13 protein-coding genes are annotated in these 13,698 nt (G+C 38.4%); all 13 read left to right on the top strand.

Translation table 11 applies throughout. The annotated features are described in order from the left end of the window. The first annotated feature begins 34 nt into the window (after positions 1-34). The 13 genes from topA to fliI all read left to right on the top strand — a co-directional run bounded on the left by topA (position 35) and on the right by fliI (position 13,698). Positions 35-2,110: a type I DNA topoisomerase gene (gene topA / locus OK414_RS21960; protein WP_016765407.1), complete on the top strand. Its 2,076-nt coding sequence runs from the start codon at positions 35-37 to the stop codon at positions 2,108-2,110. A 205-nt stretch (positions 2,111-2,315) separates the two neighbouring features. Then, on the top strand, positions 2,316-3,620 hold the full coding sequence (gene trmFO, locus OK414_RS21955; RefSeq protein ID WP_034649198.1) for an FADH(2)-oxidizing methylenetetrahydrofolate--tRNA-(uracil(54)-C(5))-methyltransferase TrmFO: 1,305 nt from the start codon (positions 2,316-2,318) through the stop codon (positions 3,618-3,620). A 65-nt stretch (positions 3,621-3,685) separates the two neighbouring features. After that, positions 3,686-4,588 carry a tyrosine recombinase XerC gene (xerC, locus tag OK414_RS21950; protein ID WP_014458427.1) on the top strand — a complete coding sequence of 301 codons (903 nt, stop codon included), beginning with the start codon at positions 3,686-3,688 and terminating at the stop codon, positions 4,586-4,588. Positions 4,589-4,602: 14 nt separating this feature from the next. Then, complete coding sequence (gene hslV / locus OK414_RS21945) at positions 4,603-5,145, top strand: ATP-dependent protease subunit HslV (protein ID WP_013058884.1); 543 nt, start codon at positions 4,603-4,605, stop codon at positions 5,143-5,145. 16 nt (positions 5,146-5,161) lie between these two features. After that, positions 5,162-6,562 (top strand): HslU--HslV peptidase ATPase subunit, encoded by a 1,401-nt coding sequence (gene hslU / locus OK414_RS21940; RefSeq protein ID WP_013084801.1) that lies wholly within the window; start codon positions 5,162-5,164, stop codon positions 6,560-6,562. A gap of 28 nt (positions 6,563-6,590) precedes the next feature. Beyond that, positions 6,591-7,370, top strand: a complete 780-nt coding sequence (codY, locus tag OK414_RS21935; protein ID WP_013058882.1) for a GTP-sensing pleiotropic transcriptional regulator CodY — start codon at positions 6,591-6,593, stop codon at positions 7,368-7,370. A 441-nt stretch (positions 7,371-7,811) separates the two neighbouring features. Then, positions 7,812-8,201, top strand: coding sequence for a flagellar basal body rod protein FlgB (gene flgB / locus OK414_RS21930; RefSeq protein ID WP_016765406.1), 390 nt, complete (start codon positions 7,812-7,814; stop codon positions 8,199-8,201). 2 nt (positions 8,202-8,203) lie between these two features. Further along, positions 8,204-8,653 (top strand): flagellar basal body rod protein FlgC, encoded by a 450-nt coding sequence (gene flgC, locus OK414_RS21925; RefSeq protein ID WP_014458431.1) that lies wholly within the window; start codon positions 8,204-8,206, stop codon positions 8,651-8,653. A gap of 12 nt (positions 8,654-8,665) precedes the next feature. Then, positions 8,666-8,956 carry a flagellar hook-basal body complex protein FliE gene (gene fliE, locus OK414_RS21920; protein ID WP_016765405.1) on the top strand — a complete coding sequence of 97 codons (291 nt, stop codon included), beginning with the start codon at positions 8,666-8,668 and terminating at the stop codon, positions 8,954-8,956. A gap of 49 nt (positions 8,957-9,005) precedes the next feature. Next, the gene (fliF, locus tag OK414_RS21915) at positions 9,006-10,598 is read left to right on the top strand and encodes a flagellar basal-body MS-ring/collar protein FliF (RefSeq protein WP_263045053.1); all 1,593 of its coding nucleotides are present in this window, start codon (positions 9,006-9,008) and stop codon (positions 10,596-10,598) included. A gap of 11 nt (positions 10,599-10,609) precedes the next feature. Continuing rightward, positions 10,610-11,629, top strand: a complete 1,020-nt coding sequence (fliG, locus tag OK414_RS21910) for a flagellar motor switch protein FliG (RefSeq protein ID WP_025750326.1) — start codon at positions 10,610-10,612, stop codon at positions 11,627-11,629. Next, entirely contained in the window at positions 11,622-12,410 is a 789-nt protein-coding gene (gene fliH / locus OK414_RS21905; protein ID WP_047930784.1) for a flagellar assembly protein FliH, read from the top strand. Before fliG ends, fliH begins: the two co-directional genes overlap by 8 nt. Continuing rightward, a complete protein-coding gene (gene fliI / locus OK414_RS21900; protein ID WP_095378737.1) occupies positions 12,385-13,698 on the top strand; it encodes a flagellar protein export ATPase FliI in 1,314 nt (437 codons plus the stop codon). The genes fliH and fliI overlap by 26 nt, the downstream gene beginning before the upstream one ends.

Raw genomic sequence — 13,698 nt, 5'->3', positions numbered from 1 at the left:
GATTTTATTCTACCTCTTGAGGAGGAACAAATAGATGTCTGACTACCTAGTAATTGTAGAATCGCCTGCAAAGGCTAAAACAATTGAACGTTATTTAGGAAAGAAATATAAAGTAAAAGCATCGATGGGACATGTTCGCGATTTACCTAAAAGTCAAATGGGAATTGATATTGAACAGGATTACAATCCGAAATATATTACAATTCGCGGGAAAGGCCCGGTTTTAAAGGAACTAAAAACAGCGGCTAAAAAAGCAAAAAAGATTTACCTAGCAGCCGATCCAGACCGTGAAGGAGAAGCGATTGCATGGCACTTGGCGCACAGTTTGGATGTAGACATTGCATCGGACTGCCGCGTAGTATTTAACGAGATTACAAAAGAAGCGATTAAAGAATCTTTTAAACATCCACGAGCAATTAATATGGATTTAGTAGATGCTCAGCAAGCACGCCGTATTCTTGACAGACTGGTTGGCTACAACATCAGTCCATTGCTGTGGAAAAAAGTGAAAAAAGGATTAAGTGCCGGAAGGGTTCAATCAATTGCAGTGCGGTTAATTATTGATCGTGAAAAAGAAATTGCAAAGTTTATCCCAGAAGAATACTGGACGGTAAAAGCAACTTTTCAAAAAGGAAACGACCAATTTGAAGGCCAGTTGATCGAATATCAAGGGAAAAAAGTAGAGCTATCGAATGAAAATGATGTAACCAACATTGTTAAACAATTAGATGGAAATGAATTTTCAATTTCTAAAGTAACAAAACGTGAGCGAAAGCGTAATGCGGCTCCTTCTTTTACCACGTCTTCATTACAGCAAGAGGCAGCGCGGAAACTGAACTTCCGAGCGAAGAAAACAATGATGATTGCGCAGCAATTATATGAAGGAATTGATTTAGGAAAAGAAGGTACAGTAGGTCTTATCACGTATATGCGTACCGATTCTACTCGTATTTCAGAAACAGCTCAAACAGAAGCTAGAGATTACATTACGAACGCATACGGAAATCAGTTTGTGGCAACGGAAAAGCGCAAAGAAAAGAAAAATTCGAACGCGCAAGATGCCCACGAAGCGATTCGTCCAACTTCAGCTCTTCGTAAACCAGGAGAGGTAAAAGAGTTCTTATCGCGTGATCAGTATCGACTGTATAAGTTAGTATGGGAGCGCTTCGTTGCTAGTCAAATGGCACCTGCAATTATGGATACAATGGCTGTAGATTTGAAAAATGGGGACGTAACATTTAGAGCAAACGGCTCGAAAGTTAAATTTCCAGGCTTTATGAAAGTGTATGTTGAAGGCAATGATGATCAAGTGGAGGAAAAAGAAAATCTTCTTCCAGATTTAGAAGAAGGAGAAGTAGCTTATTCTAAGGACATCGATGAAAAGCAGCACTTCACACAGCCGCCGCCAAGATATACTGAAGCTCGTTTAGTCAAGACATTAGAAGAGCTAGGCATTGGACGACCGTCTACATATGCTCCAACACTTGACACGATTCAAAAGCGCGGGTACGTAGCGCTCGATAACAAGCGTTTTGTTCCAACAGAACTTGGAGAAATTGTACTGGAGCTTGTATTGGAGTTTTTCCCGGAAATTTTAGATGTAGAGTTTACAGCTAAAATGGAAAACGATTTGGATGAAGTGGAAGATGGTAATGTTCAATGGGTGCATGTTATTGACGAATTTTACAGTGATTTTGAAAAACGCTTAGAACATGCTGAAAAAGAAATGCGCGAAGTGGAGATTAAAGATGAACCTGCCGGAGAAGATTGTGAAGAATGCGGTTCACCTATGGTATACAAAATGGGACGCTACGGAAAATTTATGGCATGCTCTAATTTCCCTGACTGCCGCAACACAAAGCCAATTGTAAAAGAGATTGGTGTAAAGTGTCCGAAATGTGAAGAAGGAAATATCGTTGAGCGAAAATCGAAGAAAAAGCGTACATTTTATGGCTGTGATCGATTCCCGGGCTGTGATTTCGTATCTTGGGATAAGCCGATTGCAAGAAAATGTCCGAAATGTGAAAATCTGCTTGTGGAGAAGAAACAGAAAAAAGGAACTCAAGTCGTCTGTACAAGTTGTGATTATAAAGAGGAAGCTCAGCAGTAAAAGAGAATGGGATGAATTCCCACACTTTAAATTTACAAATAGCAGTTATATAAGATGCGGCGACATTGCTTCATGTGCTAAAATGGAAACGTTATTAGCGACATTGAGTAATGTCGCATTTTCTTTGTCTCGTTAAAAAAGAAAAGACAAGTGAATGAATAAGGAAAATGATAGAAAAGATAGAAATGAAGTTGGAGGATTTACAATGAATGAACAAGTAATTAATGTTATCGGAGCAGGTCTTGCTGGAAGTGAAGCAGCTTGGCAGATCGCAAAGCGCGGTTTGAAAGTACGTCTTTATGAGATGAGACCAGTGAAGCAAACACCTGCTCATCATACGGACAAATTTGCTGAATTAGTATGTAGTAATTCACTGCGCGCGAATACATTAACAAATGCAGTGGGTGTTTTAAAAGAAGAAATGCGATTATTAGACTCTGTAATTATTCGTTCAGCAGACGAGTGTGCGGTTCCAGCAGGTGGAGCACTGGCTGTTGATCGTCACGAATTTGCCGCTCGTGTAACGGAAAGTGTTAAAAACCATCCGAACGTAACGGTTGTTAATGAAGAGATTACGGAAATTCCACAAGGACCAACTGTTATTGCAACAGGTCCGTTAACGTCAAAAGATTTATCAGAACAGCTGCGCGCGTTAACAAGTGAAGATTATTTATATTTTTACGATGCGGCTGCACCTATTATTGAAAAAGACAGCATTGATATGGATAAAGTATATCTTAAATCTCGCTATGACAAAGGGGAAGCTGCCTATTTAAACTGTCCGATGACAAAAGAAGAATTCCACCGTTTTCATGAAGCATTAATCAATGCAGAGACGGTTCCTTTAAAAGAATTTGAGAAAGAAATTTATTTTGAAGGATGTATGCCCATTGAAGTAATGGCTTCACGCGGAGAAAAAACAATGCTTTTTGGACCAATGAAACCAGTTGGGTTAGAAGATCCGAAAACAGGAAAGCGACCTTATGCAGTTGTTCAGCTTCGTCAAGATGATGCAGCAGGTACACTATATAATATCGTAGGTTTCCAAACACATTTAAAATGGGGAGCACAAAAAGAAGTATTAAGCTTAATCCCAGGTTTAGAAAATGCAGAAGTAGTACGCTACGGAGTTATGCATAGAAATACGTTTATTAATTCTCCTAAATTGTTAAAGCCTACGTATCAATATCGTGAGCGTGATGACTTATTCTTTGCTGGACAAATGACGGGAGTAGAAGGATATGTAGAATCAGCTGCGAGCGGATTAATGGCAGGAATGAACGCAGCTCGACTTGTGCTTGGTGAAGAATTGGTTGTAATGCCGCAGGAAACGGCGATTGGCAGTATGGCTCACTATATCACACATACAAGCGCTAAAAACTTCCAGCCGATGAATGCCAACTTTGGCTTATTCAAAGAATTGGAAGTGCGAATCAAAAACAAACAAGAACGAAATGAAACGCTTGCTAAAAGAGCATTGGAAACTATTCAGAATTTTACAACAAAATAATCAAAATTGTTTGCAAGGGCTACTTAATTGTGATAATATTTAGTAGCCCTTGTGAGGTGATAACATTGGAATTTGTTAAAGATGTATTAAATTCCTTTCTAGAATATTTACAAATTGAGAAAAACTATTCAAAATATACAGTTGACTGCTATGAAAAAGACATAGGTATCTTCATGTCTTTTATGCAGGAAGAGCAAATACAAAACCTACAAAGTGTTACATATGCTGATGCAAGGCTGTTTTTAACACGCCTATATGAAAAGCAGTATTCAAAAAGATCGATGTCACGCAAAATTTCTTGCTTGAGAACGTTTTATCGTTACTTAAATAGAGAAGAATTAGTAGAAGATAATCCATTTGCGCTCGTTACCCTTCCTAAAAAGGAAGAGCGAAATCCTCGCTTCCTGTATGAAGAGGAGATTGTGAAATTATTTCAAATGAATGATTTAACAACTCCGTTAGGGCAGCGTAATCAGTCTCTATTAGAATTGCTGTATGCCACCGGAATACGAGTGAGTGAATGTGCATCTATTAAGCTTAGCGATATAGATTTTTCACTTCAAACTTTGCTCGTATATGGCAAAGGGAAAAAACAACGGTACGTGCCATTTGGCTGTTATGCCAAGGACGCTCTTAGAGTATATATAGATAATGGAAGAAAGCTTCTTTTAAAAAAGGCTCCTTCTGATACTCATTCGCTCTTTTTAAATTATAAGGGGACACCGTTGACAGACCGAGGCATACGCTTAGTCATTGATCAGTTAGTAAAGAAGACCGCTGAGAATATACATATTAGTCCACACGTTTTGCGGCATACTTTTGCGACTCATATGTTAAATGAAGGGGCAGATTTACGTACAGTTCAAGAAATGCTAGGTCATGAACATTTATCAACCACTCAAATATACACACATGTGACGAAGGATCGTTTAAAGGCAGTTTATATGAATCACCATCCTCGCGCATAAAAGGAGGAGTTAATTTGTCTACTTTCCATGCTACTACGATTTTTGCGGTCCAGCATAACGGTCAATGTGCTATGTCTGGAGACGGACAAGTAACGTTCGGAAATGCTGTTGTGATGAAACATACTGCTCGAAAAGTAAGACGTCTATTTCAAGGGCAAGTTCTTGCCGGCTTTGCAGGTTCAGTAGCTGATGCATTCACTCTTTTTGAATTATTTGAAACGAAGCTTGAAGAGTATAACGGAAATCTTCAGCGTGCAGCCGTTGAGCTTGCTAAACAATGGAGAAGTGACAAAGTATTGCGAAAGTTAGAAGCAATGCTTATTGTTATGAACAAAGATAACTTACTGTTAGTATCAGGAACGGGTGAAGTTATTGAACCGGACGACGGCATTTTAGCAATTGGATCAGGCGGAAATTATGCTTTATCAGCGGGACGTGCATTAAAACAACATGCAGGCGAACATTTAACAGCTAAAGAAATTGCAAAAGCAGCTTTAGATGTAGCAAGTGAGATATGTGTTTATACAAATGATCATATTATTGTAGAAGAACTGTAGGAAAGGGGATTTTTTTATGAATTCTCATTTAACACCTCGACAAATTGTAGAAAAGCTCGATCAGTATATTATTGGTCAAACGAAGGCAAAGAAAGCGGTCGCTGTTGCGCTGCGAAATCGCTATCGACGCGGTCTGCTAGACGAATCTTTACGTGATGAAGTTGTGCCGAAAAACATTTTAATGATTGGTCCTACAGGTGTGGGTAAAACCGAGATTGCACGCCGCTTAGCTAAGCTTGTCGGTGCACCTTTTATTAAGGTTGAGGCAACAAAATTTACGGAAGTTGGGTATGTAGGGCGCGATGTAGAATCAATGGTTCGTGATTTAGTGGAAACGTCAGTTCGACTTGTGAAAGAAGAAAAAATGAACGGCGTGCGTGATCGCGCAGAAGAAAATGCAAACAAGCGGATAGTAGAGCTTCTTGTTCCGAGCAAAAAGAAGCAGCAATCGTTTAAAAATCCGTTTGAAATGATTTTTTCAAACGGTACACAGTCAAGCGATGCGGATCCTGATCAAGATGAGGAAACGAATATTGCAACGAAGCGCAAGCAGATTGCTCATCAGCTTGCTTTAGGAGAGCTTGAAAATCATTATGTCACAATTGAAGTAGAAGAGCAACAGCCTTCTATGTTTGATATGTTACAAGGTTCGGGTATGGAACAAATGGGCATGAACATGCAGGATGCCTTAAGCAATTTTATGCCTAAAAAACAAAAAAAGCGCAAACTTACTGTTAAAGATGCACGAAAAGTATTAACAAATGAAGAAGCGCAAAAATTGATTGATATGGATGAAGTGACGCAAGAAGCTGTGAATCGTGCAGAACAATACGGAATTATTTTCATTGACGAAATTGATAAAATTGCTCAGAAAAGTGGTAATTCATCTTCCGCTGATGTTTCACGTGAAGGCGTACAGCGAGATATTTTACCAATTGTAGAAGGGTCAACGATTGTTACAAAATATGGCGCAGTCAAAACTGATCATGTTTTATTTGTAGCAGCCGGTGCTTTCCATGTATCAAAACCGTCAGATCTAATTCCAGAATTGCAAGGTCGATTCCCAATTCGCGTTGAATTAACGAAGCTAACCGTTGAAGATTTTATAAACATTTTAGTAGAGCCAGATAATGCGTTATTAAAGCAATATGCGGCATTATTGGAAACTGAAGGTATACAAATTGAATTTTCTGACGATGCTATACGTAAGATTGCAGAAATTGCATATCAGGTAAATCAAGATACAGATAATATTGGTGCAAGAAGACTTCATACGATTTTAGAACGTTTGCTAGAGGATTTATCGTTTGAAGCACCAGAAGTAACATTAGAGAAAATTGTGATTACTCCGCAGTACGTGGAAGAAAAATTAGAAAAAATCGCTAAAAACAAAGATTTGAGTCAATTTATTTTATAGAACTGAAATCGCAGGAGGAAGAGTACTAATGGATTTATTAGGGAAAACTAGAAAGATTAATGCAATGCTACAAAAAGCAGCTGGTAAACCAGTAAACTTTAAAGAAATGGCTGAAACACTTTGCGAAGTGATCGAATCAAACGTATTCGTAGTAAGCCGTCGCGGTAAATTATTAGGAATCGCTGTTAAACAGCAAATTGAGAATGCGCGCATGAAAGATATGTTAGAAGCACGCCAGTTCCCAGAAGAATATACTCAAAGCTTATTTAACATTCAAGAAACATCTTCTAACTTAAACATTGAAAGTCAATATACAGCTTTCCCAGTTGAAAATAAAGACTTATTTGATGCAGGACTAACAACAATCGTTCCAATTATCGGAGGCGGAGAGCGTCTAGGTACGCTTGTACTATCTCGTTTAGACCGTCAGTTCGAAGACGATGATTTAATCCTTGCTGAATACGGGGCAACGGTAGTAGGTATGGAAATTCTTCGTGAAAAAGCAGAAGAAATTGAAGAAGAAGCACGTAGCAAAGCTGTTGTACAAATGGCAATTAGCTCATTATCATACAGTGAGTTAGAAGCTATTGAGCACATCTTTGAAGAGTTAAATGGAAATGAAGGACTATTAGTAGCAAGTAAAATTGCTGACCGCGTTGGAATTACACGTTCAGTAATCGTAAATGCGCTACGTAAATTAGAAAGTGCTGGCGTTATCGAATCACGTTCTTTAGGAATGAAAGGAACTTACATTAAAGTTCTTAACAACAAATTCTTAGTAGAGCTTGAAAAATTAAAATCTAACTAAGTTTATGAACAAAAAAGCACACGGGCAAAGCCCGTGTGCTTTTTTGTATGCTCTCAGTACAAAAAGATTCGCTGTGGGTTAAGACGATTCGTTCACTATTTTTATAAAACTTTAACAAACTTCATATAAAAATCTAAAAATTATATTATAGAATCTTCAAATAGTAAAAAGATACTAGTTGATTACAAATCGTTACTTTTATTACATATTGTTCAGGACTTATGGTATATATTTTGATTTTAAATTAAAAAAATAGAGCTAAAGTATAGCATTGATGTTAAAATATGCTTGGAAAACGAATGAAAATTTTGGTTTATAGTCCAAAAGTTCTTAAAAAAGGATAGACATTGCATGAAGTTTTTCTTACAATAAGTTCTATGGTACTAAAGTCGAAATTTGTCTCATTTTGAGAAAAATAGAATAGATAAGCAGGTGTAAGAATTGAGTTTGTTTTCAACTACTTTTCAAACAATTGAAAATGGAATTAGCTACGCGTCACAAAAGCAGCAGACGATTGCACAAAATATCGCAAACGTTGATACTCCAAATTATAAATCGAAAACAGTAACGCGTACGAGTGAATTTCGAGATTTATTACATAACGAGTTAGAAGCATATCAGACTGATTCAAAACATATCCCATTTTCCAATTCATCCCAGAGGATGATTACCCAGCAAGGAAACACTTCTTATCAAGCAAACGGAAATAATGTGGATATGGATAAAGAGATGGCGGATATGGCTGAAAATCAAATTTACTATGAGGCGCTAGTAGATCGTTTAAATGGAAAATTTAATTCTCTTCAAACAGTCATTAGAGGAGGTAAATAAGTTTGACTATTTTTCAAAATATGAATATTACATCTTCAGCTTTAACTGCCAATCGTTTAAGGATGGACGTTGTTTCATCTAATATGGCGAATGCTGAAACGACAAGAGGGACGTACGTTAATGGTGAGTGGCAGCCTTATAAAAGAAAAATGGTTGTCATGCAGTCTGATCGTTCGCCTTCTTTTTCGTCCCTCTTACACTCCGAAATCAATAAAAGTCAAAACAATGGTGTAAAAGTCACAGATATCGTAGAAGATAATACTCCTTTTAATTTAGTATATAACCCGACGCATCCAGATGCGAATGACCAAGGGTACGTGCAGATGCCGAACGTAGATCCTTTAAAAGAAATGACGGATTTAATTAGTGCTACTCGATCTTATGAAGCAAACGTCACGGTCTTTAATACAAACAAAAGTATATTAACAAAGGCGTTAGAAATTGGGAAATAAAGGAGCGATAAAATGATTAATGGTATCAGCAATCAAATAGCAATAGCAAAAACAGCAGCTTCTACTAGCACTGGACAAACAACTCAACAGTTTTCAACGTTTTTAAAAGACTCAATCAATGAGTTAAACAATACTCAACGCGCTTCGGATATAGTGACTGAAAAGCTTGCTAAAGGAGAAAACGTCGAACTCCAAGATGTAATGATTACTGCTCAAAAAGCAAGTATTACGATGCAAACGGCTCTTGAAATACGCAATAAAGCTGTTGAAGCCTATCAGGAAATGATGAGAATGCAAATGTAATTGAGCGGTTATTAAAGAAAATGAAAATAGTAATAACCGGAGGAATACCATGAATGAAAGAATAGCTCTTTATCGAGATAAGATGAAAGTCTTTTGGAATAACCGCAAAAAAGGACAAAAAATAGCCCTTATCGCTGCTCCTCTTGCGGCTATTCTAGTCATTAGTTTAGCATCTGTTTTTTTAAACAAGGATAAATTTGTCCCTCTTTATAGCAATCTATCGGCTCAAGAAACAGGACAAATCAAAGCAGAGCTTGATGCTAGAAGCGTTCCTTCAGAAATCTCTGATAATGGAACAACCATTTCGGTGCCTGAACAAAGCGTTGACTCGCTAAAAGTTGATTTAGCTGCACAAGGAATTCCTGATAGCGGAAGTATCGACTATTCGTTTTTTGGGAAAAATGCGAGCTTTGGTATGACAGATAATGAATTTGATGTGTTAAAACTCGATGCGATGCAAACTGAATTGGCTAACTTAATGAAAAACATTCAAGGAGTCAACGATGCAAAAGTGATGATTACCCTTCCCAATGAAAGCGTCTGGGCGAATGAAAAGCAGGGAGAAGCATCAGCATCGATTGTGCTTAATACAAAGGCTGGTTATAAATTTGATGATCAGCAAATTAAATCTCTTTATCATTTAGTATCCAAAAGTGTGCCAAACCTTCCTACCGATAATATCGTCATCATGAACCAATATTTTGAGTACTTTGATTTAAAAGGTAACGAAACGAATTCAGCTTCTAGCTCATTTGCTTGGCAGAACGAAGCGAAAAAAGAAGTTGAGCGAGATATTCAGCGTCAAGTACAGCAAATGCTAGGAAGACTGGTCGGTCAAGACAAAGTAATGGTTTCTGTTACAGCAGATCTTGATTTTACACAGGAAAATCGCGAGGAAAAGCTAGTAGAGCCCGTTGATAAAGATAATATGCAAGGAATTGCCGTTAGCGCTGAAAAAATTAATGAAACATTTTCTGGTAAAAACGCTCAAGATGGAGGCGTTGCTGGAACAGGAGAAGAAGATACAACAAATTACTCATCTAGTACAACAAGTGGAGACGGAGACTACGAAAAAAACGAAGAACGAATTAATTATGAAGTGAATCGAATTCATAAAGAAATCGTCGAAAGTCCATACAAAATTCAAGACCTTGGCATTCAAGTAATGATAGATCCGTCCAATGCAAAAGGGAAATCACAAGTTTCCGATACGCTTGAGTCAGACGTTCAAAAAATGTTAGGTACAATTGTCCGTACTTCTATTTCAAAAGATGCAAATACGAAAGCCCTCTCGGATAACGCGGTCAGCGATAAGATTACCGTTTCCGTTCAGCCGTTTAATGGACAAGAAACAGCTGACAACACAGCAAGTTCGATTCCATTGTGGATGTATATAACCGGAGGAGCACTGCTGCTTATTATTGTTGTTCTTATTGTGCTGTTGGTTAGGAAAAGGCGTCAAGACTTAGATGAAGAGGAATATGATGAAGAGTACGATGAAACTTTTGAAGCATATGAAGCGGCACAAAAAGCTCCTGTTTTAAGTGCTGAACAGCAAACAAAAAGCAATCTTGAAACGTTAGCGAAGCAAGACCCGAAAGAGTTTGCAAAACTGCTGCGAACATGGATTAGTGAGGATTAGGAGGAAAGCTAATGGTAAAGGCTATGCAAAAAAATGAGTTAACTGGAAAGCAAAAAGCAGCAATTTTGTTGATTTCTCTCGGTCCGGATGTATCAGCTTCTATCTATAAACATCTCAGTGAAGATGAAATTGAGCAACTAACGCTTGAAATTTCTTCAGTGAGAAAAGTAGAGCCGTCTCTAAAAGAAGCTGTGCTTCATGAGTTTGAACAAATAACGCTTGCTCAAAACTACCTTGAAAAAGGAGGAGTAAGCTATGCGAAACAGGTGTTAGAAAAAGCACTTGGACCAGAGCAGGCTATGATGATTATCAATCGATTAACTTCTTCTTTGCAAGTTCGTCCGTTTGACTTTGCCAGAAAAGCTGATCCTATGCAGTTGTTAAATTTTATTCAGCATGAGCACCCTCAGACGATTGCCCTTATTTTATCTTACTTAGAGCCGCCGCAGGCAGGACAAATCTTATCATCACTGCCTCAGGAAAGGCAAGCGGATATTGCAAGACGGATTGCAACGATGGGAAGTACGTCTCCGGAAGTCATTAATGAAGTGGAGCAAATTTTAGAGAGAAAGCTTTCTGCTACTGTTACCCAAGACTATACCCAAACAGGTGGTTTAGAAGCAGTAGTTGAAGTATTAAATGGAGTAGACCGAGCGACTGAAAAAATTATTATTGATACGCTTGAAATTCAAGATCCGGCATTAGCAGAAGAAATCAAGCAGCGAATGTTTGTATTTGAGGATATCGTAACGCTCGATAACCGCTCTATTCAGCGTGTGATACGAGATGTAGAAAATGATGATTTATTGTTGAGCTTAAAAGTAGCAAGTGAAGAAGTAAAATCTATTATTTTTAAAAATATGTCTAGCCGTATGGTGGAAACGTTTAAAGAAGAAATGGAATTTATGGGTCCTGTGCGTTTGAAAGATGTAGAGGAAGCTCAGTCACGTATCGTTGCTGCAATTAGACGTTTAGAAGATGCTGGTGAAATTGTACTAGCTCGAGGTGGAGGAGACGATATTATTGTCTAATATCATTAAATCAACTTATACGAATAAACTTTCAGACGAAAATGCAAAGCACATTCAAGTCATTCCATTTGGCTTTCCGGTACAAGATGAGCCCACAGAAGAACATCTTCAGCAAGAAAATGCAAAGCACGTTATTGAACAAGCGCACAGTGAAGCTGAAATAATAAAGGCCGAGGCAGATGCTTACCGCAAACAAGCTCAAAACGAAGTTGAACGTTTGAAAAAGCAGTGGGAAGAAGAGAAGGTGCTGCTGTTTCAACAAGAACAACAGCGAGGCTATGAAGAAGGATACGAAGAAGGGCTGCTTCAAGGAAAACAAGAGTATGAGCATGTATTAGCCATGTCGCGAAACATTGTTGACGAAACAAAGAATCAGTACTACGAATACATAAATCAATCTGAAGAAGTCATCTTTGAATTAGGTTTCACCCTAGCTGAAGCGATTTTAAATGAGCGGCTTCAAAGAGATGAATCATTTTTATCACTTGTTGAAAGGTCTTTAAAAGAAGTTAGAGAACATAAAGAAATCCAGCTTTTTGTTTCTCCGAAAAAATATGCATATGTATGTGAACATAAACGAGAACTGTTCGATTTATTAAACGGAGAAACGGGGCTATTTATTTATGCAGATGAAAATCTTCAGGAAATGGATTGTGTCATCGATTCCTCTTATGGGCGTCTTGTTGCGTCTTTTGATAGTCAGTTAACGGAAATGAAGAAAAAATTAAAAGCACGTTTGTTAGAGGAGAGTAAACATGAAAGTCGCACAACTCATTCATGAAATCCCGCGCACATCTTCTTTTAAACGGTACGGGAAAGTCAGCCGAGTAGTAGGAATGATGATTGAATCTAAAGGACCTAGAACGTCAATAGGAGATGTTTGCTTTATTCATCTTAGTGAACGAGGAGATAAAATTCGTGCAGAAGTTGTTGGTTTTAACGGTGAGCACGTTGTTTTAATGCCTTATACGTCTGTTCGATATATCGGACCTGGCTGCCTAGTGGAAACGACAGAAAAACCTCTGCAGGTAAGCGTGGGGAAAGAGTTAATAGGTCAAGTGCTTGATTCACTAGGGAACCCTTTAGACGGGTCTGAACTTTCTCATTATTTGCCGTTTGTTTTAACCGACCAAGACCCCCCTAATCCCTTAGAGCGTCCGCCTATTGAACAGCCGATTGAAGTAGGGGTACGAACGATTGATAGTTTGCTAACAGTAGGTCAAGGGCAGCGCATAGGTATTTTTGCAGGAAGCGGTGTTGGGAAAAGTACGCTGCTCGGGATGATTGCACGCAATACAAAAGCAGATATCAATGTCATTGCCCTTGTAGGTGAGCGAGGAAGAGAAGTTAGAGAGTTTATTGAGCGAGATCTTGGAGAGGAAGGATTAAAGCGTTCCGTTGTAGTAGTTGCTACCTCGGATCAGCCTGCTCTCCTTCGAATGAAAGCAGCATATACAGCTACTTCTATTGCTGAATACTTTCGAGATGAGGGACTGAGCGTCATGATGATGATGGATTCTGTTACCCGTGTAGCAATGGCTCAGAGAGAAATTGGATTAGCCGTAGGTGAACCTCCGACTACCAAAGGTTATACACCATCTGTTTTTGCTAGCTTGCCAAGGCTGCTTGAACGTACAGGAACTAATCAACATGGATCTATTACTGCTTTTTACACTGTATTAGTAGACGGTGATGATATGAACGAACCCATTTCGGATACGGTGCGAGGCATTATAGACGGACATATTGTACTAGACCGGGAGCTGGCCAATAAAGGTCAATATCCGGCCATCAATGTCTTAAAAAGCGTTAGTCGGGTGATGAACCATATCGTAAGTGAACGGCATAGAGAAGCAGCTGAAAAACTGCGTTCATTAATGGCTACCTATGCTAATTCTGAAGACTTAATTAACATAGGTGCCTACAAAAGAGGATCTTCTGCTTACATTGATGAGGCCATCTACTATCATCCTGTCATTGATGCATTTTTAAAACAAAAAATGAACGAACATCCATCATTTGAAACAAGTGTAACAAAGCTCTGTGAACTGTTTGTGAAAGGTGAGTAA

The sequence above is a fragment of the Priestia sp. JV24 genome, assembly GCF_025910025.1.
Taxonomy (GTDB): Bacteria; Bacillota; Bacilli; order Bacillales; family Bacillaceae_H; genus Priestia; species Priestia megaterium.
This window is presented reverse-complemented; position numbering and strand designations above follow the sequence as displayed.